We start from the raw sequence: 21,805 nt of genomic DNA, 5'->3' as shown, positions 1-21,805 counted from the left end.
TCGAATTAGGCTCAGCAAGCGCTGAGCCATTTTGGAATCAACATGAACAACACTTCTATTCTTAAAGCTGCTCTGCTATTGGCTGGATTTTCTTCCTTTCATGCTTCTGCTCACTTTCCTCTAATGAGTTGTCATTTATCTCAAGATAAAGTGATTTGTGAAACTGGCTACTCTGATGGCTCAACCGCGATCGATTACGATGTCGAAATGTACGACTACGAAGATAACCTCATCGCCAAAGTCAGAACAGACAAGCGTTCTATTGCCGAGTTTTCTCATCCAGAGACTGATTTCTACTTGGTTTTCGATGCCGGTCATGAAAGCCCAGTTGAAGTGGATGTGGTTGAGCTGAAAGAGAAATGATCACGCAAAAAGTTCGTCCCGATAACGGTAGCCGAGAAGGGAAATGGGTGGCACTTACCATCGCTGGTATTCTTGCTTGCGCCAGTGTTTTGATGCCTCTGCACCAAGTTGATTCTCCCCATTCTGAAGTGCTTTCTCATCAAATTCGAATCACGGACTTGCACCAAGAAGAGCTCGGTTTGATTGCCGAGCTAAAACTGGCGCATGAAGAACTGCGCGATTTACACGCAGAGTCCGGTACTTGGCCAGATACGGAAGAGATGGCGTCACTGTGGATTGCTCCCTTTGTTCAAGATCAAAACTGGAAGCGTAAAGGTTCGCATCAATGGCAGAGCATTGGTGACGGGATCTATCTGGGTATCAGACAGAGTGAGCAGGGAGCAGCATCAATGATTCTGGACAGTCGTCAAAGCCACGCCGACATTTGGCTAATCGATGCCCATGGTTTTGCGCCAACCCCAACATTGAGCGAAGAAAGCCATCGCCATCAACAGGGGTGGCAACAGCTAATTCTCTCTTCTCCATCTTCTGCTCATCCTTCGCACACTTAACTCAATTCAAAGAATACATATTATGATCACACGTTCGCTTTTACGTTCCATGTTTGCATCTTGCGCTTTATTGGTCGCTAGCACGTCCAGTTTCGCGAGTGACAAAATGAAAATTGGTATCACGCTTCAGCCTTATTTCAGCTATGTGCACGCTGTTGTTGGTGACAAAGCGGAAATCTTGCCGCTGGTGGATGCTGGCTTTAATCCTCATAACTACTTACCGCAACCGAATGATCTAAAACGTCTTAATGAAATGGATGTCATTGTGGTGAATGGTATTGGCCATGATGATTTTGCATTGAAGGTGATCAACGCGTCGCAACGCGATGATCTCGTTGTCATTGAAGCCAACAAAGAAGTTCCGCTATTGCCAGCAATGGGACAATCAGTCGGGCAAGGCGCGGTGAATCCACATACGTTCGTTGGGCTCTCAACAACGATTCAAAAGGTTTATACCATCGCGAGCGAGTTGAGCAAGCTCGACCCTGAAAATGCCGATTTCTACCGTAAAAACGCGCGTCAATACGCCAAAACTTTTCGCATGATGAAACGTGATGCCATGTTGTCGTTGGGCGAGTTGGACACGGCGGGTATGAAGGTTGCGACAACGCACAACGCATACGGCTACATTCTGCAAGAGTTTGGTGTGGATGTTGCCGCAGTGATTGAGCCAGCTCATGGCGTGGAGCCGAGCGCGAGCCAACTGCAAGAGACGATCGAGAAGATCAAACGATCTGGCATTGATGTGTTGTTTTACGAGCTGAATATGCCAAATCGCTTTGTTGATACCATCGAAGAAGCGACAGGAGTTAAGCTCTACCGTTTTTCTCACATGACGCATGGGGAATACGAAGCGAACAAAGTGGAAGTTGAGATGCGCGAAAACGTTGAGACCTTGATTGAAGCGATGAAGTTCGTGGCAAGCAAACACGCACAGGAGAAAGCGTAATGCTTGGTCCTTCTATCTCGATAGATAATTTAAGTCTCCAATACGGTGACAACGTGATATTGCAAAATGTCACGACAACCTTCGAGCCGGGCAAGTGCCATGTGATCATGGGTCCAAATGGTGGAGGAAAAACCTCGTTGTTGCGCTCCGTACTTGGACTTACGCCTTTTACTGGCGACATTTCCGTTCACTGGCCGAATAAGACTCACAATAAGCTTGGCGGAAACGTTGGTTATGTTCCTCAAAAAGCGATGTTTGAAGCCAGCTTACCGCTAACGGTGATGGATTTTGTGTTGCTGAACCAAACACGAATCCCACTATTCTGGCGCAGTAAAACCAAACAAACACAACGTGCGCTGGCGCAATTAGATCGCGTCGGCATGGCCGCTCGCTCAGATCGTCGTATGGGGCAACTTTCTGGTGGTGAGCAACAGCGTGTGTTGTTCGCTCAGGCTTTGTTAGATGACCCAAGCTTATTGGTGTTGGATGAGCCTACAACAGGGATGGACGAGCAAGGTGTGCGTTACCTTGAAGGGTTGATACATGAAGTTGTCGCGCAGGGCAAAACGGTGTTAGCGGTTCATCATGATGTCACTGCGGTGCGTCGCTTAGATGCAGAAGTGCACGTTGTTAATCGTCAGATTGTGGCGTCCGGACACCACTCGGATGTTCTGAGCCCAGATCGTATTGAAACACTATTTAAGCACTACACAACCAAAGCGGAGGCGGCGTAATGGAGTGGTTACGAGCACTGGCGATGAGTGGTGTAGACGCTGGATGGTTGAGCGACAGCTTTGCGTACGCTTTCATGGTGAATGCGATGGTCGCTGCGCTGATTTTGGGGCCGCTACTCGGCGGGCTGGGCACATTAGTGATTGCTAAGCGTTTGGCGTTTTTCTCCGAAGCAGTAGGCCACGCAGCACTGACGGGTATCGCTATTGGTGTTTTACTTGGTGAACCGCCAGAAAACCCAATCATAGGGTTGTTTAGCTTCTGCATGATCTTTGCGTTGCTGCTGCACTTCGTGAGAAATCGCACCAATGTACCTTATGACACGTTGGTCGGTGTATTTCTGGCGTTAGCTCTGGCGGTCGGGGCGGCGTTGCTGATGTACGTCGCACGTAAGATCAACATACACATGCTAGAAAACGTACTGTTCGGTTCGATTTTGACGGTGACCGATAGAGACATCACGTTGCTTGCAGTGAGCTGCTTGATCATCCTGCTGCTGCTGATTCCGACATTTAATCGCATTTTGCTCACGTGTATCAGCCCAGATATTGCTCGCGTGCGTGGCTTCAATACCAGCTTTTACGATTACCTATTCGTCATGATGATCACTTTAGTGACGATCGCCGCAGTGAAGATCATTGGTGCCGTGTTAGTGGGTGCGCTGTTATTGATCCCTGGTGCGACAGCTCGGTTGCTCACCAAGCGAATGGGAAGCTTTGTATTGCTTTCTTCTTTGCTTGCGACGGTTGCTTGCTTGGTTGGCACCATATTGCCAATGGAGCTCGACTTACCGGTGCCATCGGGCGCGTCGATCATCATTGTTTCCGCTGCTTTCTTCTTAACTGCAACAGTTTATCGAATTATTCGTAAAGCGTGATAACGCTTTTACCTACCCAACTTAAGTATCTCGACATGAAAATGAAAACTCTTACTTTAGGTTTAGGATTGATGGCGATGAGTACATTGTCATCATTGGCGATGGCCAAAGATATTTTAACCAGTACCCCTGTGACTTACATGCTGTCAGAGCAACTGATGAAAGGAACGGGCGTGGAAACCACATATCTGCCTCCCAAACGCTATGGCATTGAACGCATGGCGAATTGGTTCGCCACTAAAGGTGCAAACCAAGTTTCAGAGGCAGGAAAGAGCGCAACCGTGGCCATCACCATGAGAGCCATTTGGGACCAGGACCCGACGTATGTCTACGCACGACAAGGCAACATTCGTTTGATCGAAATTGATGCGTCACAAGCGATTTCCCCTAGAGCTCAAGGCGTTGCAGCCTTAAAGCTGGAAGATGGAGCCACATCTAAATACGTTTGGTTGAACCCAAGTAATTTAATTCGTATGACAGCGATTGTCGGTGACGATCTGCAAAAGTTGTATCCGCAGTTCCAAGAGCAAATCCAACGTAATCAACAAGCATTAATGCTTAGCGTGCGTGAGTTGATTAACCAACAACAAGCCGTGATATTTGAAAAAGAGATGGATTCAATCGTGTTGATGAGTGAATCACTAGAAGATTTTGCTTCAGGAAACCAACTTTTTGTCGTCAAACGTCAGTTCAAACCAGAGTTAGAATGGAGTGAAAAAGACAAACTATCTTTAAAAGCTCAGTTTGAACAAGATAAAACACTATGGTTGGTGACGGATAAAAAACCATCAAAAATCTTAACTTCTTTGGTATCACCGGATCGCATACTGCAAATTGATAATATTGACCGCTGGGGCAGTAAGGGTATCAAAACTGAGAAGCCACTCGCACGGTGGAAGATGTAACACGTAAAATGCCACAGAAGTAATGATAGAGAATGAAAAGTTCCCTATTTTTTTGTGGTGTAGATCAAGAATTGAGCACAAATAACACCAGTTGCATAAGAAAGTGTTTGTTTCATTTATATTTCATTACTACTTTGTTATCTGTTCGTTGCGAACGATTCAGTTTTATTCTGTTTTGAAACGAACCGGTACAAACAACTATACGGATGTTAACAATGAAAATGAAAACTCTAGCCGTTGCAGTGGCGGCACTAGCATGTGGTTCACAGGCCTTCGCAGCAGAAGTTTATAACAGCGATGGTACATCTTTATCGATTGGCGGTCACGTTTCTGTTGGCGTGGGTGAGTATTTCGAAGATGAAGTGAAAGTTCACCAAGTGTCTCCGCGTATCAACGTGGCGGGTAAAAAGGACATTGGCAACGGTGTTACTGTAGATGCGAAAGGTGAGTGGGCTCTTAACTACCTTAACGGTGGCGATCAGTCATTCAAAACTCGTCTAGGTTACATCGGCGCAACTCACGAGCAACTTGGTCGTCTTGTTGTTGGTACACAATGGGCACCTTACTACGATGTTGGTGGCGTTGCGGATTTACCAATCGCGTTTGCTAACGATTTCTTGTACGACAACCACGGCAACCTAGGTACTGGTCGTGCAGACAAAATGGTTAGCTACCGCAAAGGTTTCCAATTTGGTGAAGGTTTTGCTTTCAACCTAGGTCTAGGTTGGCAAGGTGAACAAACTTCAGACGCAACAACTTACGAGCAACGTGGTCAAATCGCACTTAGCGGTGCAGTAGCAGGCTTCGGTCTTGGTTACGTATACAGCGGCGGCGATGTTAAGAACGCAGCTCTAGGTACTAAAACAGCTGAATCACACCTATTCTCTGTAAATTACGGTGAGTACGGTTCTGGTCTATACGCAGCTGTTGTTTACGGCATGAACGATTACTTCTACGAGATGCGTGAAGAGACATCTCAGCTTGAAGGTCTATTGGCGTACGGCGTAAATAACTGGACGTTCAGCGTTAACTACGAAGGCGTAGAAGACGACAAAGACAACAAGACAGTTAAGAGCGAAACAGCACTACAAGCTGAGTACTCAGTGACTCCTTCGTTCGTTACTTTCGTTGGTTACCAATTCGACCTAGGTAATGACTACAACAACGAAGAGAACGATTACTGGACTCTAGGCGCTCGTTACTACTTCTAATAAATAGGACAGTTTCTACTGCCTAAACACATTTATTGTGTTAACGCCTACTCGTTGTGAGTAGGCGTTTTTCTTTCCGCTTTGGTGGTGATTTCCCCCTAAGCAGGTGGAATGAGGTTTAGGCTTAAATTGCTTCTCTGCTTCGAGAATGTGTCCAAACAAAAATGCCCGCAGTGTGCGGGCATTTTTATGAGTGGCGTGTATATGCTTATTTTTTATCGAGCAAGTCGAGGAAGAACGCGTATTCCAGTGCATCTTCTTTCAAACGTTTGAATCGGCCAGATGCGCCGCCGTGTCCTGCTTCCATATCTGTTTTAAACAACAAGACGTTATCGTCGGTTTTCATTTCACGAAGCTTGGCTACCCACTTCATCGGTTCAAAGTACTGCACTTGAGAGTCGTGTAAGCCTGTTGTCACTAACATGTTCGGGTAGTTCTGCGCTTTGACGTTGTCGTAAGGCGAATAACTCAACATGTAGTCATAGTATGTTTTGTTGTTCGGGTTACCCCATTCATCATACTCATTAGTGGTGAGTGGAATCGATTCATCAAGCATTGTCGTAACAACATCGACAAATGGAACATGTGCGCCAATACCGCGATACAATTCAGGGGCTTGATTAATAATGGCACCCATCAATAAACCGCCAGCGGAGCCCCCAACGGCGAAGACTTTGTCTTTCGCGCCGTAGCCTTGCTCAACCAAACCTTTAGTCACATCAATAAAGTCGTTGAAGGTATTCTGTTTGGTGAGTTTTTTACCATCTTCATACCAAGGTCGGCCTAGCATTTCAGAACCGCGAATGTGAGCGATTGCAAAGACAAAACCACGGTCTAACAGACTTAGTCGTGCAGAGCCGAACGTTGGTTCGATGGTCGCACCGTAAGAGCCGTAACCGTATTGGTAAAGCGGATTTGTACCATCTTTCTTAAACAAGTCCTTACGATACACCAGTGACACAGGGACCTCTTTTCCATCACGTGCTTTTATCATGATGCGCTCTGATTGGTAGTTATCCGCATCAAAGTCACCCAATACAGGTGTCTGTTTCATGATTTCAGATTCGCCCGTTTTCAGATCGAAGTCGTAGTAGGTTCCTGGAGTAGTCAAGCTACTGTAGTAAATGCGAACTTTTTTGTTATCCAGTTCGAAGTTGCCTGTTAAGTATGCCGCAAACGCATCGTCATTAAATGTGAGCGGGAATTTTTTTCCTGTTGAAAGCTGACGCACAGTGACGCTCGCTAGACCGTTAGAGCGCTGCTCATAGACGAGGTGGTCATCGAATAGCTCGAAGTCGACAAGTTGAGTATTGTCGTCTGCGGCAATCACATCTTGCCATTTAGAACGATCGTGCATCTCCTCTTGCTTAACTTTCATCAAACGGAAGTTGACGGCTTGATAGTTGGTATAAATGTAATACCAATTGCCTAGCTTGGAAATGCTGTATTCAATGCCATCTTCTCGAGGGTAGAACGGTTCCGCCTTCGCTTTAGGATTGTTCGCATCGATGATGGAGACGCCGCTTGTCTCTGTACTCGAATGCCAAATGTAAACATCGTCACCATCTTTGCTTTTGCTTAGTGAGGTGTAATAGGCGCTGTCGGTTTCTTCAAAAATCAGCTCATCGCTGCTTTGTGGTGTGCCTAATACGTGACGATAAACTTGATAGCCTAGCAAGGTTTGTGGATCTTTTTTGATGTAATAGAACGCGTTGTTGTCGTTCTGCCATGCGACAGCGCTTGACGCCCCTTCAATTTCATCTTGTAAGTAATTACCTGTGGTCAGATCTTTAATCTTAATGGTGTAAACACGGCGGCTTAATGTATCTTCGCCATACGCCAATAAGTTTTCATTCGGGCTGACGTACAGGCCACCAATACTGAAAAATTCATGCTCTTTCGCAAGTTCATTGACATCTAAGATGACTTGTTTGTCTTTACCAGCAAAATCTTTCGCTCGAAGATGAACTTCGTATTCGTTATCTCCGGTAACTTCACTTGAGTAGAAGTAGTTTCCTTTACGCACAGGAACGGAGTTGTCGTCTTTTGCTATGCGACCTTTAATTTCTTCAAATAGCTCATTTTGAAGAGCTTCAGTGTGCTTGAGAACGGTTTCCGCATACTGATTTTCTTGCTCTAGGTGTTGCAAAATTTCTGGATCTTTACGCTCGTCGTCACGCATCCAGTAGTAGTTATCAACGCGAGTATCACCATGAATGGTCATCGCGTGAGGGATTTTTTTTGCAACCGGGGCTTGAGTTTGCTGAGCAACGATCTGTGATTGGGAATATTGAGTCATGGTTGGAGTTCCTTGATTGCTGCATCCGGCGATAAGCGCGACCGATACGGCCAACGTAGTTAAAGTGAAACGCATCTGTTTATCCTTATATTTTATACCTAAGTTGCCTCATCCTGAGGGTATGGACTTTGGTTTCATTGAGAGTTTTCAGGCTGGTCACGCTTTTGTTTTAGAGAGCAGAAATGTGGTTCGAGAAGTGAATACTCTCACCATTTCTGAACGGCTCATTGTTGTGACCTGTTGGCTTGAAAACGCATTGTGTAAGCAACTGTTATTTTTAACAAATATCACTTCTAAAGTTAAATCATTCTCATCAATAAATAGAGGGAGTGTGATATGAAAAAAGGGACACACTATTTCGTGTGTCCCTTTTCAATGTTTTGGTCAGATTGAAATGTCGGTTAAATGACTTGTGGCATTTCGTTTGAGTGATCGTGTGCTCTGTGTACCCACAATAGGCCAAGCATCGCGACAATTGACATTGCCATCATCAAAACACCAAGCGGCATTTGGTTATGCGCTGGGAATAGCGATGCAAGCAAGGTTGCAATACCTGCGCCCAAGTTCTGCATGCCACCCAGAGTCGCACCAGCTGTCCCCGCGTGGTAAGGGAACGGAGCAATTGCGCCTGTTGTTGCCGCAGGGAACAGAATGCCCGCACCTAGGAAATAAATAGTTGCTCCACCAATTAACGTCAGTGCAGTTGTTACGCCAAACAAGCCTGGGATTAATACGACGGCTGAACCGATAAAGATCGACACCAAACCAACATTTAGCGCACGACGCTCAGAGCGACGCTGCGCGATATAGCTAGACAAACCTGCTCCCACTAAGTAGCCCGGGATCGGCAAGATAAACAGCAAACTTACGGTAGTGGCTGGTAATGCCAATACACCACCTAGTAATACCCCAGCAGCTGCTTCGAACACACCTACGCCAGCAAACGTCGCAACTAGGCAGATTAAAAAGCCTTGGAAGCGGCGGTCAGACAAAACGTGCTTGTAGCTTTTTGCCACTGGTTCGAACTTGCGTTTCTCTTTTGGCAGAGTCTCCATCATGCTGGTCATCATGGTAATCACCACCGCGATGCCGAAGAGGGCTAGAAATAGGTAGCTAGAGCGCCAACCAAATGCTTCTGTTAGGTAGCCGCCAAGTACTGGTGCCATTAGTGGTGAGAAAATCACGCACATGCTGATCAAGCTGTTTGCACGATGCAGCTCAGCACCTTCAAAGCAGTCGCGAGTTAGAGTTCGTGACATCGCGCCGCCACAACCGATCCCCAAACCTTGAATGAAGCTACCAGCCAAGAACCACTCAAATTGATGTGCAAATAGCGCCACCAAAGTACCTAGGATGTAGATAAGTAGACCGACGATGATGATCGGTTTACGACCTAAGCGGTCTGATAGCGTACCGTATGCAAATTGAGACAAGCCATATGGGATCAGGTAACAAGCCATCACTGCTTGAAGTGATGACGCAGATACCAAAAACTCACCCGCCATATGACCGATTGAAGGCACGTACATTGTCTGGGTCATTTGACCCACGGCAGTCAATATTGCGATTAAAAAGGTAAGTTTCGCTAATGGAAACGAGGCAGACATTTGCGTATCTCTCCAAAAAATTTAAGACGTAAAAACCCTTAGCTCTCCAAGTCGAAGTGCCAATTTATTGCTGGTGTTACGGGGTTATTTGCGCGAGATATTAGTGCTTGCCTATACAATTAGCAATCTAAAAATGTGAACTTGAGCAAGATAAAAATCTATGATTTGGATTAGAAAAACTAATCTTTATTTTGTGGGGGTAAACGCATGATGCCATTTCCTCAATTAAGGGGAGGTTTCTATGTCGATTCGACATATGGTTATTGCTAGATCATTGGTTCTACTGATAAAAACAGTAGATGAGAAAGTACCAATCTTTAGTGTGGGAAAAAGAGATTTTAGGTGAGGAAAAGGCTTAACAAGCCGCGATAAAGAAAAAGGGAGCCGAAGCTCCCTTAGAAATGATTATGTCTATTCGCGGCCAGATGCGTATGCGTAAAGCATTTCTAGCGCAATGGTTGCTCCCGCTAGTGCGGTAACATCACTGTGGTCATATGGAGGCGATACTTCTACAACATCCATACCCACGATATTCATGCCGGCTAAGCCACGAATAATTTTCAGCGCTTTGTCTGAGTTCAAGCCACCACAAACTGGTGTACCTGTTCCCGGTGCAAAGGCTGGATCCAAGCAGTCAATGTCAAAAGTAACATACACTGGCTTGTCTGCGACGGTGCGACGAATCTCTTCTAAGATCTCGTTCACCGACATGTCATTCGCTTGCATCGCATTAATCACATTGAAGCCGTGATCTTGCTGTTTGTACTCAGTACGAATACCGATTTGTACTGAGTTTTTCGCTGAGATCAAACCTTCTTTTGGCGCATGGTAGAACATCGTACCGTGGTCGTATGAACTGCCATTTGCGTAGGTATCCGTATGAGCGTCAAAGTGAATCAAAGCCATTTGGCCATGATGCTTTGCGTAAGCACGTAGGATAGGCAGTGTGATGAAGTGGTCACCGCCCAATCCCAACATGGTTTTGCCGCTTTTTAGAATTTCACTGGTTGCCGCCTCTAGACGGTAAGTGAAATCTTCCGCATCACCGCAATCGAACACAAGGTCGCCCGCGTCGATCACTTTCAGTTTATCCAATACGTTGAAGTCCCAAGGGAACTTCTTACCTTCCCATGCCAAGTTGACTGAGGCACGGCGAATTGCATCTGGACCCATGCGTGCGCCTGGACGACCAGATGTAGCCATGTCCAGAGGAACCCCTAGCACCACAACGTCTGCGTCTGCCGATACCGGATTACGAATGTACGGTAGACGTAAAAACGACATAGAGTTGGAGTAAAGCGAATAATCGGTTTTAGTAAACAAATCATTCATATCAGAAGTCCTCTAAATAGGTGTATCCCGCTAGACCTTGTTCTAGTTCTGCTAGGATTTGTGCTTGTTCATTGGCTTCAACTCGTTGGGAAACCAATTGTTTGTAATTGTCACGAATCGCATCCACGTCGATATGAACGTAGCGCATCATGTCTTCTACACTATCACCTTCATTGATGTAACTGATCTCAAATTGACCGTGTTCATCAACATTGACTACTGCACTGTGGGTGTCACCAAATAGGTTGTGCATGTCACCAAGGATTTCTTGGTATGCGCCTACTAGAAAAAAGCCCATTAGGTACGGTTTGTCTTTGCTCCAAGCTGGTACAGGTAGCGTGCTCTCGATGCCTTGACCATCAACGTAGTGATCGATCGCGCCATCAGAGTCACATGTGATGTCCAACATCACAGCACGACGCTCTTCCGCATCGCCAAGACCAGAAAGTGGCAGAACAGGGAACACCTGATCAATACCCCAAGCATCTGGTAGAGATTGGAAGAGAGAAAAGTTCACGAAGAACTTATCTGCAAGACGTTCGCTCAACTCGTCCAGAATTGGACGGTGGAAGCGATTCTTAGTGCTCATCTTGCGGCTTAGTTCGAAGTAAATACGCAGTGACAGTTGTTCTGCCCACGCACGTTGCTCCAAGTTAAGCACGCCAGTTGCGAATTGAGAGTGTACCTCTGCCAAATCACTTTGGGTATCGTTGTAGATCTCAATTAACGCACGAGCGTCTGTACCATCTTGTAAGTTTTCCCAGTTTCGCCACATGTTTTGTAGCAAAAGTGGTGCATCTACGCCCAGTTCATGCACTTCTTCCGGTTGGTATGTTTCGGTACCAATTACGTTCGAAATCAATACAGCGTGGTGTGCTGTCAGTGAACGTCCGGATTCAGAAATGATCACTGGCATTGGTTGTTCGTATTGCTGACACACATCGCCCACTGTGTTGACGATATTACGCGCGTACTCTGCAAGGCCGTAGTTCATCGAGTTCGATGATTGGCTGCGTGTACCGTCGTAGTCGACAGCCAAACCTCCGCCCACATCGAAGTATTCGATGTTTGCACCCAGTGCGCGTAGTTCGCAGTAGAAACGAGCAGATTCGTTCACACCATTACGTACGTCACGGATGTTTGCCATCTGTGAGCCAAGGTGGAAGTGAACCAATTGCATCGCATCTAGGCTGCCTTCGCGTTTCAGACGTTCAATAACGCTGAGCACTTGCGATGCAGACAAACCAAACTTCGATTTTTCACCGCCACTTGCTTGCCATTTTCCTGCACCTTGAGAGGCGAGGCGAATGCGCAAACCAAGGCGCGGTTTTACGCCCAAGCTTTTCGCTTCTTCTAGCACCAGATCCAGCTCAGAAAGCTTCTCTAGTACGATGAATACTTTGTGGCCTAGCTTTTCACCGATCAGTGCAAGACGCACATACTCACGGTCTTTGTAGCCGTTACACACGATCACGGAGCTGCCTTGTTGAGCCAATGCAAGTACTGCCAACAATTCTGGCTTGCTACCCGCTTCAAGACCAAGCTGTTTGGTTTCTAGTTGAGCTTGGCTCGCTAGAATTTCATCCACCACTTCACGTTGTTGGTTTACTTTAATTGGGTACACCAACAGGTATTTGTTTGGATATTGGTATTCTTCAATTGCTTGGTTGAAAGCGTGGCAAATTCCATGCACACGTTGGTGCACGATTTGCGGGAAGCGCACTAATACAGGCAGATTTAACTGCTGCGCTTCTAGCTCATTTACAATGGCACTGAAAGGGATTTGATGTGCACGATCACTACGAGGTGATACGTAAACCTCGCCTTGGTCATCAATACCGTAGAAACCTTGGCTCCAGTAGTGAACGTTGTAGTCCGCGCGGATGCGGTCTAATTTAGTTGCTTTTTCCAACTCGATTCTCACAAAAATGTACTTAAGTCCTTAATTAATTAGAAGGAAAAGTACAAAAAAGCAAATCATGAGGTATTAACCTCATACCCTGACACGAACTCCGTGTGCGCGCATTAACGGATAAAAGTGCCTCTGAGTCTAATGATTAAAATCTATCATCTCGATTATGATTTGTTGTCGTAGTTGGGTGTGAACATTTGTTTACCGGAGCGTCGATTCTGCTGTTATAGTTGGTCTGACCAGCAAGGAAGCGGTCATGAAAAATCTCACTCAAATAAGGACATATTTTGCAGCTGCACAGAATTCAGGGATACATTCAGACCATGTATCTCGCCGAATATCCCGATAAATTATTGTTGCTTGACGGTGCAAGTCGAGCAGACATTCCTCATCTTAAAGATTTTATTGAGCATCAACTCCATCGCCCTTTTTCTGACCTAAAGTTGGTCGTTGTGACTCATATGCATCCAGACCACGCTGGTGGCGCGCACAAGCTGCGTGATTTGACTGGATGCAAAGTGTTAGCCGCAAAGCGAGAAAGCCAGTGGTATGACGGTGTAGATGGTTGGTTAATGCATTTAACCGATTTGATGTTAGCGCGCTGGATGGCGAACCGGATGCGTAAACCAAAGCGAAACCTGTGGTATTCGCGCAAGTTAAAGCCCGATATCGAACTCATCGATGGTGAGTGTATTCCGGGATTTGATGACTGGCAGGTACTAGAAACGCAGGGACATACCGATAGAGATCTGTCGGTTTATCATTTTGAACAAGATGTATTGTATGTGGCGGATTTGATGGTGCAGGTTAAGAAGCATCTTATTGCGCCGTTTCCCATATTTCATCCAAACCAATATCGCCAATCATTAAAGCGCGTGTTTGAAATGAATCCGCAATGTTTGCTTTTGGCACATGGGGGAGAGGTGACTTTTGATGAGAAAGCGTATCAGCACATTCTGCATACTGCACCGACTAAGCCGATGACCCATTGGCGAGTGACAAAAGTTAAAGCGAGGGGATTGTTGTTTGCGCTATTTCGTAGGAAGTAGACGAAAGTAAAGCCAGACGAGTGATGCTCAACAAAAACGTTCGATCACTCATCTGAAGCTACGGGGTTAAGACGCCAATAAGTGAGATTGGCTAGGGTCTACCAGCACTTTGTCTGCCATACCCTGACGACCTAACAACATCATGTAAGTCATTTTTTCACGGTTAGTCAGCGTAATGTCGATTGGCCATTCTTGGTCGCCCAAACGTAGCATCGTGGTGATGACGCAGCGGTGCTCAAAAGTACCGTTCGAAGACTTAACCTTGCGGTTTGCCTTTAGCTTCGCTGTGCAGCGAACCACTTGTTCTAAGTGATAAACATCCGGGTGTAGATCGAATGCAACGTAAGACTGACCATCTTTTTCAAAGCAATCAATGTTATCTACATGCAATGAAGATGTTTGTGCGCCCGTATCAATACGCGCTTCAAGGTGAGTAATCCCTAACTCTGGCAAGCAAATAGCTTCGGCATTCCCAATGATCATTTTCTGATTCATAGTGTCATCCTAGCGACGAGTAACAAGAGAGCCGGATTTTGGCTCTCTTGTGCGTTAAACAAAAATCAACCTTTACCGCGAGTACGGTTTGAATTTGGCTTAGCGTTTTTCTCGATAAAATCGAAGATCATACCAGCAACGTCTTTACCTGTTGCTAGTTCGATGCCTTCTAGGCCAGGTGAAGAGTTCACTTCCATCACCACAGGACCATTTTTAGATTGAAGGATATCCACACCACAAAGGTTCAAGCCCATCACTTTCGCTGCATTTACAGCGGTTGCGCGTTCTTCTTTGCTTAAGCGTACGAGTTGCGCAGAACCACCACGGTGAAGGTTCGAACGGAATTCGCCTTCTTTTGCTTGGCGCTTCATTGCAGCAATAACTTTATTACCGACAACAAAACAGCGGATGTCCGCGCCTTTTGCTTCTTCGATAAACTCTTGCACCATGATGTTTGCTTTCAAACCCATGAATGCTTCGATCACACTTTCTGCCGCTTTATTTGTTTCAGCAAGTACAACACCGATGCCTTGAGTACCTTCTAGCAATTTAATGACTAGAGGTGCGCCACCAACGTTTTTGATCACGTCCTGAATGTTGTCAGGGTGGTGAGCAAAGCCCGTGCGCGGCAAACCGATGCCTTTACGTGATAGCAATTGCAATGAACGCAATTTGTCACGAGAGCGGCTGATCGCTACAGATTCGTTGACACAAAATGTGCCCATCATTTCAAACTGACGCACAACAGCAGTGCCGTAGAAAGTAATGGATGCACCTATACGTGGAATAACAGCATCGTATTGCGGCAATTCTTCACCCTTATAGCGGATCATAGGGTTGTTGCTCGTAATGTCCATATAACAGTGTAGAGTGTCGATAACATCGATTTGATGCCCACGCTCTTCACCCGCCTGTTTTAGGCGCATGGTTGAATATAAATTCTCATTACGAGAGAGAATAGCAATACGCATGGCAATTCCTTAGTAAGTCAGTACCAAATTAAAATATAAGTATAGAGTATAGAATGTAGTAGGCAGGTGATCATGGTATGACATAACCTACTTACTTCAACGATTTAGAAGTGTGGTTGAACAACCACCTCGTCAGAGGTGCGCACCTTAGGTTTTTTTGTTACAAGTTTAAAACGAAAAAAAGCATTCGTTACGACAAAAATTATTTGTCGATTTATCGCGCCTTACAGTGATTGTGTGTCAATAGTTTACCGAAGAAAACCAGTGAAAAAATCATGGGCATTGAGTTTGAAATTCGCGCAAAAAACGCTCGGATTCACTTACGCAAGGCCATGCATATTGGCGTTATTGGAACAAAAATCACAGCAGAAAAGATTTTTTAGCCGCTATAAATTTTACGAAACTTATACAAAAGGTGGTCTTAACCGATGCACCCCCACTTTCTTTACGAAAGGCGCTTATTTCCCAATGATGCCTGATAACACCTCTTTTATCGTGGTATAGCGCAGCGGTAATGTGCGCCCCCGTTTTTTGACTAAATACAAATCTTCATAAACGGTTTGTTTTAGCTGCGCGACGTGCAATTCTTCTCTATTTGGAAAGCTTTCTACTGCACTTTGAGGCAACACCGTAAATCCCAATCCTTTGCTAACTGGCAATAATATTTGGCTTAATTGATTGACGAAGCCCGAAAGCGGCATGTCACTCATTTTTATCTCTTTTAATTGTGGCTCTGCACATTGGTCAAAAAACAACGTCATATAGTGCTCGGCATCGGGATGGCCAATAACACCGCATTTTTGCAAGATCTCAGGCGTTAATGGCTCGGCTTTATATGCGTGGGGAAGGATCAAGCACAGCGCTTCTCGACCGATTCGTTCGCTTTGGAAGAGGCTTTTGTTTGGTGCATCAGTCACGATGCCGATATCAATGCGGCCTTCAGAGATACCATTAAGAATAGATTGGTTTGGCACGGCTTCTAAGTGGATGGACAAACTAGGATATTGCGTTTGTTGCTCTAATAGAGGGCCGTAAAGCATGAGGGCCAACGCACCGGAACAAGCGAGTTTACAATGGCCAGAATAGGCATCATCAAAGCTGAGTTCTTCTAGTAAGCTTTTTTCGCGTTCCTCTAGCTCCAGCGCATAGGCGTAAACCATACGACCTTGTTCGGTGAGCTCGAAACTTTTGTTCTCACGTTTGATCAGGGCATGCTGACAACTTTGCTCTAACTTCTTGATGTGTTGGCTAACACCGGGTTGGGTCATGTAGAGCTTTTCTGCGGTTTGCGTAAAGTGGCCGACTTCGACCAGAGTCTTAAACGTGTGTAACCAAACGGGATTAAGCATAGTGCGTGATGTGCTGTGAGCTTGCTAAGAGACGTTGAGAAAATAATAGCATGGCACTGCCCGAAATAAATCGGCCGAAGTGATTTGGGGTGGTTCGCGAATGCTAAATAGCAGACAAAATAAAACCCCGCCTGGTTTCCCAGACGGGGCTTATTCTCTTTCGCAGCAATCCAGCTACTAATAGGTGCTCCCTGCATCTATCCTTGATTGTGGCTAAGTCCTTTAACCGAGTTCCTTGTTCATCGCCTTCCTAGCGGTGTCCATTCTTGCCTATCATCCTGACGGGCGAACTCTATCCTAGAGCTTAACTACATCCTTGCTGATAACTCATCCTAAGCTACCAAATCTTCATCCTGAAGATACCTAGTCCATTAGGCTTTTTTCCTGTTCCCGCCAACATCCTGTCGACACAATCAGTATTGATGTTTTGCTGATTACTCTCAATCAGCTAGGTAAAAAAACTTTGGCAGCGAATATTATGAAAAATACTATAAGTTTTAATTTTCAATTGGTTATATGCATTTTTTGGTTTTATCTTAGTCAAAGATGGTCGTTTTGCTTACATCGCTTGTGAGAGATCTCGCACAAAGTGTCGAGCAAATGTCCGAATTGGCGTCGTTTTCATCGTGTTTAAGAATTTGCTCAAGATCACAACTCGACTTGTAGCCATAAAATTTGGCGATGGTGTTAGGTGAGATTTCCATTTCTCTGATAGCGAATTTTGCCCATTCATCGCGAGTTTTGTGCAGGATTTGGCGTAGCTTGATAGTGAAGTGGCTCATAAAAGCTTCCTTAGTTATCTTGTCTTTACAAGGCAAGAATAAGGAGAGGGACAACACCAAGTTGATAGTATGCCGTTTAATATCAATACTATTTCGGCGTGATGAAGATTATGTCGGCAATACTGATATTATTTGAGCGTGAAACAATACTATCTTGTGGAGTTGTCAATGGCGCACATCGAAAAAGTACCGCAGAGACCAGGTTTTTCTTGGCGCTATCGTCGCATTGATGAGGTAGAGAAAGAGTACGACCTCCATTTTCACGATGATGTGTTTGAGTTGGTCATCCATCGACACTTCACTGGCAGTTTGCATATTGGTCATCACGAATTAGAAGTGACTCACAACCAAATGCTATTGATCGCGCCTGGTGTGCCTCATTCAATTCACTCCACATTGGTCGAAAGCAAGTGCGAGACTCATGTGATTTGGTTTAAGCGTGAGTGGATTGCCAATTTGATGTTCTATTGCGAAGAGCTTAGAAAGCTTGACCCGCTTTTAAAGGCGGCCAATAAAGGTGTGGTGTTTTCTGAACGGACAGCTCAGCACGTTGTGGATCTTCTGCATGAGCTCATGACGTTTCCTGCAATGGAGCAACTATCGAGATTTCTCCATGTTTTGTCTCTGATTGCTCACGATGAAGGAGCAAAAACACTGATGACTCACTCATACTTATCGATGAGTGAACACGAGCTACAGGAAAGAGAGCGCGTGGCAAGTGTTAACGCGTATCTCGAACAGCACTTTGCAACTAAGGTGACGCTCGCAGACTTGGCGAACTACTTATCGCTGAGTGAAAGTGCAGTCACAAGATTGTTTCAAAAGCACTTTAAAGAGCCGTTTAGCCAACGTCTAATGAAATTGCGGATCAATCATGCCGCAGATTTGCTGCAATCTACGTCGTTGCCGATTGGGATTGTGTTTGAGCGAGTCGGATATCGTAATCAAGCCCTGTTTAATCGCCACTTCAAAACGTACAAAGGACTAACACCACGCGACTACCGCCAGCATTATCAGCAGCGAATTCAGCCTTAATGGGAATGGTATGCAACTGCTAGTAAGAACGTGAAAAGAGTTACTCGACGGAAAGTGATGTGCAATTGGTATATTACTTGCAAAGTTTTTCAGGAATCATTATTAAGATTCAATGACAGTTAATTTAGGGAACTTGATTGCCATTTTTCTGTCATATCTCGTGAGTAATTTGACCGTGTCAGGAAGGTAATAATCGGTTTTAGGTGTCAAAAATGGCTGCAATAGAACCGTTTTTATCATTATGTTGTGAAATGAGTCACGGTTAAATAATTGGTTCCCTTATAGATTGAAGGGGATAAAAAACCTTAGACAATAAGCTCATAAAGAGCGTTACTTATAGAAGATGAGGGAGATTACTATGAAAAAAATGAGAAGAGCTCAGCTACATCGTGTTCGCATCCAGTACTGGAAAGATACGAAAGAAGCAACAGCTAAGAAATCATAGTTAACCATACTCGAAGTCCTTGAGCTGGCAATAGAATTCAAACGTTCTCTACGCATTGCCAGCTCCAAACACCACCAACACTTCAAATCTAATTTTAAATTCAGTTTCATCACCCATAAAAAAAGCCAGTCCGAAGACCAGCTTTCTCTAACGTATTTGCTTGCCTGCTATTACAGGTAGTTTGCGTCAAGCAAGTCGCCAGCTTTCGCGCTTTTCACTTCTGGACGAGCTTCTAACCAAGCAACGACTTGTGCTTTTTGCTCTTCTGTCGCGCTACCGTAACGTTCTGTTGAACATAGGAAGCCTTCAAATAGCTCCAGACCGCCGCCGCCAAAGCATAGACCTAGAGTATCAATGTAGTCGATAAAGTCATCAACGAATGCATCGTAACGGTCGAAGTCGTTGATGTCTGTTTCACAGCTGATTTCGAAACCTAGGATTGCGAACTCACCTAAGAACAGCTTTTTACGGATACGACGGTTCTTGTTATCGATTTTGTCTAATTTCATGATTCTCTCTCGTAGATGATTTGAGTACGTACACCTTATACCTTCTATCAGACTTTAGCCCAAGAAAAATCAGAATGAAGCGATACAGTTGGCGATTATGTAATCAAACCTAAGGATAGGTTGGCGTTGTGCACGATTTTTGAGCTCTGGAGTGTTGCATTGCTCGCTGTGGGAAGTGAGAGAGGAGGAATATATGAAGAGTCGATAGGGATACGGAGTTGCCGTGTCTCGTTTATTGAGTGATCACATCATTGAAATACAAGTTTCATATAGATTGAGCATTTCTGTCATTTTTCTTCTCCAAACTTCTTGCCGTTCAACAATTTATTCACTAACTATAAGATCGGGAAAGTAAAAATGAGCAAGGAAACCTTCGACGCAACGCGTTATAACCAAAGCGATAACAAGCCTTTTGAAGAAGTACTAGAAGCGAGTCTATCTCGTCGTAGCGTCTTAAAAGGTGGCCTTGGTATCAGCGCAATGACTGCGTTTGGTGCTTTTGGATTGGCGGGCTGTAACTCTTCGAGCTCTGGCACGTCGGCAAGTAACGGTTCTGGCGTTTCGAAAGCGGTACTTAACTTTGACTCAATTCCTGGCTCGTTGACTGATGCCGTTTCTATTCCACAGGGTTATACCGCTCAGGTACTGGTACCTTGGGGTACACCGCTGAATGCTCAAGGCAGCGCGTGGAAAAATGATGGCAGCAATACCAGCTCAGACCAACTTAACGCGTTGGGCATGCACCATGATGGCATGCACTTTTTCCCATTAAATGACAGTACGACCGACGGCCTGCTTTGCATCAACCATGAATACATTGATACATCAGCACTGCATCCAAACGGTCCAACAGTCTCAAATGGCGTTCGCACAATAGTTGATGAAGTTCGCAAAGAGATTAACGCTCACGGCGTTTCCGTTGTTCGTATTCAGCTAAAAGACAATATGTGGAAATTGGTGGATACCGATCCGCTTAACCGCCGATACACTGGTGCGACAGTGATGGATTTATCTGGCCCAGTCGCTCACACGGCGCTTACTGTGACGCGTTTTTCGCCTGATGGCAGCCAAGCTCGTGGTACGTTAAACAACTGTGGCAACGGCTATACGCCGTGGGGTACTTACCTCACGTGTGAAGAGAACTGGCCTGGCTACTTCGTTAATGCGGGGACTCGTACAGAAGAACAAGATCGTATTGGTGTGGATGATAAGAGCACGCGTTACTTGTGGGAAACATTAGCAGGTAACTCAGAAGAGCGTTTAGATGAGTTCACGCGTTTTAATGTTGCACCAACAGGCACCAGCTCTGCAGACGATTACCGTAACGAAGCGAACGGCCATGGCTACATTGTAGAAATTGACCCATATACCCAAAACTCTCGTGCGAAAAAGCGTACCGCGCTTGGTCGTTTCCGCCACGAAGGTTGTGCTTTCGGTAAGCTAGAAGCAGGCAAACCCGTAGTATTTTACTCAGGTCATGATTCTCGTTTTGAATACCTTTACAAGTTCGAGTCTGCAGCGGCTTGGGATCCTGCTGATGCAAATCCTGCGAATCGCTTGGCGACGGGCGACAAGTACATGGACGAAGGCACACTTTACGTTGCGCGTTTCAATGAAGACAGCACAGGTACTTGGTTGCCACTAACGCTTGATAGTGTGACGACATCTGGTGGCACGCTTGCTGATCATTTTAACTCGTTAGCGGAAGTTATCATTAATACGGCTGGCGCGGCTGACCTTGTTGGCGCAACGCCAATGGATCGTCCTGAATGGTGTTCGGTTGACCCATTCACGGGCTCTGTCTATCTCACGCTGACCAATAACACGCGCCGTACTGATGAAACCAATCCTGCCAACCCACGCTTAAACAACAAGTTTGGTCACGTTATTCGTTGGGATGAAGGCACTTCTGCGACCGACTTTACTTGGGATATCTTTGTCTTTGGTTCGCCTGCAAATGGTGATGCAGATACAAACCGTTCTGGCTTGAATGAGCTTAATCAGTTTGCAAGCCCAGATGGCTTGGCATTTGATGGTCGCGGCATTCTTTGGATTCAAACCGATAACGGCGCAGATGAAGTCACGTCGTACACCAACGACCAAATGCTGGCAGTGGTACCATCTAAACTGACGAATGAAAATGGCGATCAAGCAGTGATCGGTGCAGACAACCAAGCAGAGCTGAAACGCTTCTTTGTTGGTCCAAACGGTTGTGAAGTGACAGGCTTTACCATTAGCCCAGATTACAAATCGCTATTTGTAAACATTCAACACCCTGGTAACTGGCCATACAGTGATGATGCCGCGCAAGAAACTCCGGCTGGAACTACAGTTCGTCCTCGTGCTGCAACCGTTGTGATTCGTCGTGAAGATGGTGGCGAAATAGCGGTTTAATCTCATCGTGTATTAAGACCTTAAAACTCAAGCCCTGC

19 protein-coding genes are annotated in these 21,805 nt (G+C 45.5%); 10 read left to right on the top strand and 9 right to left on the bottom strand.

Going from position 1 to position 21,805, the window contains the following annotated elements; genetic code table 11:
• Nucleotides 1–42 precede the first annotated feature (42 nt).
• The 7 genes from UF05_RS19480 to UF05_RS19450 all read left to right on the top strand — a co-directional run bounded on the left by UF05_RS19480 (nucleotide 43) and on the right by UF05_RS19450 (nucleotide 5,588).
• Nucleotides 43–363, top strand: a complete 321-nt coding sequence (locus UF05_RS19480; RefSeq protein ID WP_005479615.1) for a hypothetical protein — start codon at nucleotides 43–45, stop codon at nucleotides 361–363.
• The gene (locus UF05_RS19475) at nucleotides 360–914 is read left to right on the top strand and encodes a DUF6162 family protein (RefSeq protein ID WP_025571236.1); all 555 of its coding nucleotides are present in this window, start codon (nucleotides 360–362) and stop codon (nucleotides 912–914) included. The genes UF05_RS19480 and UF05_RS19475 overlap by 4 nt, the downstream gene beginning before the upstream one ends.
• 22 nt (nucleotides 915–936) lie before the next feature.
• Entirely contained in the window at nucleotides 937–1,863 is a 927-nt protein-coding gene (locus UF05_RS19470; RefSeq protein ID WP_015312818.1) for a metal ABC transporter substrate-binding protein, read from the top strand.
• Nucleotides 1,863–2,597 (top strand): metal ABC transporter ATP-binding protein, encoded by a 735-nt coding sequence (locus tag UF05_RS19465; protein ID WP_023624829.1) that lies wholly within the window; start codon nucleotides 1,863–1,865, stop codon nucleotides 2,595–2,597. Before UF05_RS19470 ends, UF05_RS19465 begins: the two co-directional genes overlap by 1 nt.
• A complete protein-coding gene (locus tag UF05_RS19460) occupies nucleotides 2,597–3,472 on the top strand; it encodes a metal ABC transporter permease (RefSeq protein WP_020834843.1) in 876 nt (291 codons plus the stop codon). The genes UF05_RS19465 and UF05_RS19460 overlap by 1 nt, the downstream gene beginning before the upstream one ends.
• A gap of 35 nt (nucleotides 3,473–3,507) precedes the next feature.
• Nucleotides 3,508–4,377 carry a zinc ABC transporter solute-binding protein gene (locus UF05_RS19455; protein WP_045546324.1) on the top strand — a complete coding sequence of 290 codons (870 nt, stop codon included), beginning with the start codon at nucleotides 3,508–3,510 and terminating at the stop codon, nucleotides 4,375–4,377.
• A gap of 215 nt (nucleotides 4,378–4,592) precedes the next feature.
• Nucleotides 4,593–5,588: a porin gene (locus tag UF05_RS19450; RefSeq protein ID WP_005497853.1), complete on the top strand. Its 996-nt coding sequence runs from the start codon at nucleotides 4,593–4,595 to the stop codon at nucleotides 5,586–5,588.
• Between the two features lie 208 nt (nucleotides 5,589–5,796).
• On the opposite strand, the gene UF05_RS19445 is transcribed toward UF05_RS19450, so the two are convergent.
• The 4 genes from UF05_RS19445 to speA form a co-directional block, all read right to left on the bottom strand.
• On the bottom strand, nucleotides 5,797–7,962 hold the full coding sequence (locus tag UF05_RS19445) for a S9 family peptidase (RefSeq protein WP_045546323.1): 2,166 nt from the start codon (nucleotides 7,960–7,962) through the stop codon (nucleotides 5,797–5,799).
• A 326-nt stretch (nucleotides 7,963–8,288) separates the two neighbouring features.
• The gene (emrD, locus tag UF05_RS19440) at nucleotides 8,289–9,494 is read right to left on the bottom strand and encodes a multidrug efflux MFS transporter EmrD (protein ID WP_005459347.1); all 1,206 of its coding nucleotides are present in this window, start codon (nucleotides 9,492–9,494) and stop codon (nucleotides 8,289–8,291) included.
• Nucleotides 9,495–9,905: 411 nt separating this feature from the next.
• The gene (gene speB / locus UF05_RS19435) at nucleotides 9,906–10,826 is read right to left on the bottom strand and encodes an agmatinase (protein WP_005393578.1); all 921 of its coding nucleotides are present in this window, start codon (nucleotides 10,824–10,826) and stop codon (nucleotides 9,906–9,908) included.
• Between the two features lies 1 nt (nucleotide 10,827).
• Nucleotides 10,828–12,738 carry an arginine decarboxylase gene (gene speA / locus UF05_RS19430; protein ID WP_021451067.1) on the bottom strand — a complete coding sequence of 637 codons (1,911 nt, stop codon included), beginning with the start codon at nucleotides 12,736–12,738 and terminating at the stop codon, nucleotides 10,828–10,830.
• 323 nt (nucleotides 12,739–13,061) lie between these two features.
• Between speA and UF05_RS19425 the strand changes: the two genes are divergently transcribed.
• Complete coding sequence (locus UF05_RS19425; protein ID WP_041170770.1) at nucleotides 13,062–13,787, top strand: MBL fold metallo-hydrolase; 726 nt, start codon at nucleotides 13,062–13,064, stop codon at nucleotides 13,785–13,787.
• A gap of 66 nt (nucleotides 13,788–13,853) precedes the next feature.
• Here UF05_RS19425 and UF05_RS19420 read toward each other — a convergent pair whose 3' ends face one another.
• The 4 genes from UF05_RS19420 to UF05_RS19400 form a co-directional block, all read right to left on the bottom strand.
• Nucleotides 13,854–14,282, bottom strand: coding sequence for an ATP-dependent zinc protease family protein (locus tag UF05_RS19420; protein WP_005459284.1), 429 nt, complete (start codon nucleotides 14,280–14,282; stop codon nucleotides 13,854–13,856).
• A 65-nt stretch (nucleotides 14,283–14,347) separates the two neighbouring features.
• Nucleotides 14,348–15,253, bottom strand: coding sequence for a 30S ribosomal protein S6--L-glutamate ligase (gene rimK, locus UF05_RS19415; RefSeq protein ID WP_005459235.1), 906 nt, complete (start codon nucleotides 15,251–15,253; stop codon nucleotides 14,348–14,350).
• A gap of 458 nt (nucleotides 15,254–15,711) precedes the next feature.
• Nucleotides 15,712–16,602 (bottom strand): LysR family transcriptional regulator, encoded by an 891-nt coding sequence (locus UF05_RS19405; protein ID WP_045546322.1) that lies wholly within the window; start codon nucleotides 16,600–16,602, stop codon nucleotides 15,712–15,714.
• Nucleotides 16,603–17,138: 536 nt separating this feature from the next.
• Complete coding sequence (locus tag UF05_RS19400) at nucleotides 17,139–17,384, bottom strand: hypothetical protein (protein ID WP_025442464.1); 246 nt, start codon at nucleotides 17,382–17,384, stop codon at nucleotides 17,139–17,141.
• 168 nt (nucleotides 17,385–17,552) lie between these two features.
• Between UF05_RS19400 and UF05_RS19395 the strand changes: the two genes are divergently transcribed.
• Nucleotides 17,553–18,419 carry a helix-turn-helix domain-containing protein gene (locus tag UF05_RS19395; protein ID WP_045546321.1) on the top strand — a complete coding sequence of 289 codons (867 nt, stop codon included), beginning with the start codon at nucleotides 17,553–17,555 and terminating at the stop codon, nucleotides 18,417–18,419.
• Nucleotides 18,420–19,034: 615 nt separating this feature from the next.
• On the opposite strand, the gene UF05_RS19390 is transcribed toward UF05_RS19395, so the two are convergent.
• On the bottom strand, nucleotides 19,035–19,373 hold the full coding sequence (locus UF05_RS19390) for a YggL family protein (RefSeq protein ID WP_005459294.1): 339 nt from the start codon (nucleotides 19,371–19,373) through the stop codon (nucleotides 19,035–19,037).
• 357 nt (nucleotides 19,374–19,730) lie between these two features.
• Here UF05_RS19390 and UF05_RS19385 point away from each other — a divergent pair, with 357 nt between their 5' ends.
• Nucleotides 19,731–21,767 (top strand): PhoX family protein, encoded by a 2,037-nt coding sequence (locus UF05_RS19385; RefSeq protein WP_045546320.1) that lies wholly within the window; start codon nucleotides 19,731–19,733, stop codon nucleotides 21,765–21,767.
• Nucleotides 21,768–21,805 lie beyond the last annotated feature (38 nt).

Origin of the sequence: Vibrio sp. S457-15, assembly GCF_000960545.1 — a bacterium.
In the GTDB taxonomy this organism is placed as follows: domain Bacteria; phylum Pseudomonadota; class Gammaproteobacteria; order Enterobacterales; family Vibrionaceae; genus Vibrio; species Vibrio parahaemolyticus.
Note: the sequence above shows the minus strand (reverse complement) of the source record. Positions and strands in the feature narration are given on the sequence as shown.

Excerpts from the sequence above, each read along its gene's own strand:
- UF05_RS19480 (WP_005479615.1), top strand. The coding sequence starts at position 43 with ATGAACAACACTTCTATTCTTAAAGCTGCTCTGCTATTGGCTGGATTT.
- UF05_RS19475 (WP_025571236.1), top strand. The coding sequence starts at position 360 with ATGATCACGCAAAAAGTTCGTCCCGATAACGGTAGCCGAGAAGGGAAA.
- UF05_RS19470 (WP_015312818.1), top strand. The coding sequence starts at position 937 with ATGATCACACGTTCGCTTTTACGTTCCATGTTTGCATCTTGCGCTTTA.
- UF05_RS19465 (WP_023624829.1), top strand. The coding sequence starts at position 1,863 with ATGCTTGGTCCTTCTATCTCGATAGATAATTTAAGTCTCCAATACGGT.
- UF05_RS19460 (WP_020834843.1), top strand. The coding sequence starts at position 2,597 with ATGGAGTGGTTACGAGCACTGGCGATGAGTGGTGTAGACGCTGGATGG.
- UF05_RS19455 (WP_045546324.1), top strand. The coding sequence starts at position 3,508 with ATGAAAATGAAAACTCTTACTTTAGGTTTAGGATTGATGGCGATGAGT.
- UF05_RS19450 (WP_005497853.1), top strand. The coding sequence starts at position 4,593 with ATGAAAATGAAAACTCTAGCCGTTGCAGTGGCGGCACTAGCATGTGGT.
- UF05_RS19445 (WP_045546323.1), bottom strand. The coding sequence starts at position 7,962 with ATGCGTTTCACTTTAACTACGTTGGCCGTATCGGTCGCGCTTATCGCC.
- emrD (WP_005459347.1), bottom strand. The coding sequence starts at position 9,494 with ATGTCTGCCTCGTTTCCATTAGCGAAACTTACCTTTTTAATCGCAATA.
- speB (WP_005393578.1), bottom strand. The coding sequence starts at position 10,826 with ATGAATGATTTGTTTACTAAAACCGATTATTCGCTTTACTCCAACTCT.
- UF05_RS19425 (WP_041170770.1), top strand. The coding sequence starts at position 13,062 with ATGTATCTCGCCGAATATCCCGATAAATTATTGTTGCTTGACGGTGCA.
- UF05_RS19420 (WP_005459284.1), bottom strand. The coding sequence starts at position 14,282 with ATGAATCAGAAAATGATCATTGGGAATGCCGAAGCTATTTGCTTGCCA.
- rimK (WP_005459235.1), bottom strand. The coding sequence starts at position 15,253 with ATGCGTATTGCTATTCTCTCTCGTAATGAGAATTTATATTCAACCATG.
- UF05_RS19405 (WP_045546322.1), bottom strand. The coding sequence starts at position 16,602 with ATGCTTAATCCCGTTTGGTTACACACGTTTAAGACTCTGGTCGAAGTC.
- UF05_RS19400 (WP_025442464.1), bottom strand. The coding sequence starts at position 17,384 with ATGAGCCACTTCACTATCAAGCTACGCCAAATCCTGCACAAAACTCGC.
- UF05_RS19395 (WP_045546321.1), top strand. The coding sequence starts at position 17,553 with ATGGCGCACATCGAAAAAGTACCGCAGAGACCAGGTTTTTCTTGGCGC.
- UF05_RS19390 (WP_005459294.1), bottom strand. The coding sequence starts at position 19,373 with ATGAAATTAGACAAAATCGATAACAAGAACCGTCGTATCCGTAAAAAG.
- UF05_RS19385 (WP_045546320.1), top strand. The coding sequence starts at position 19,731 with ATGAGCAAGGAAACCTTCGACGCAACGCGTTATAACCAAAGCGATAAC.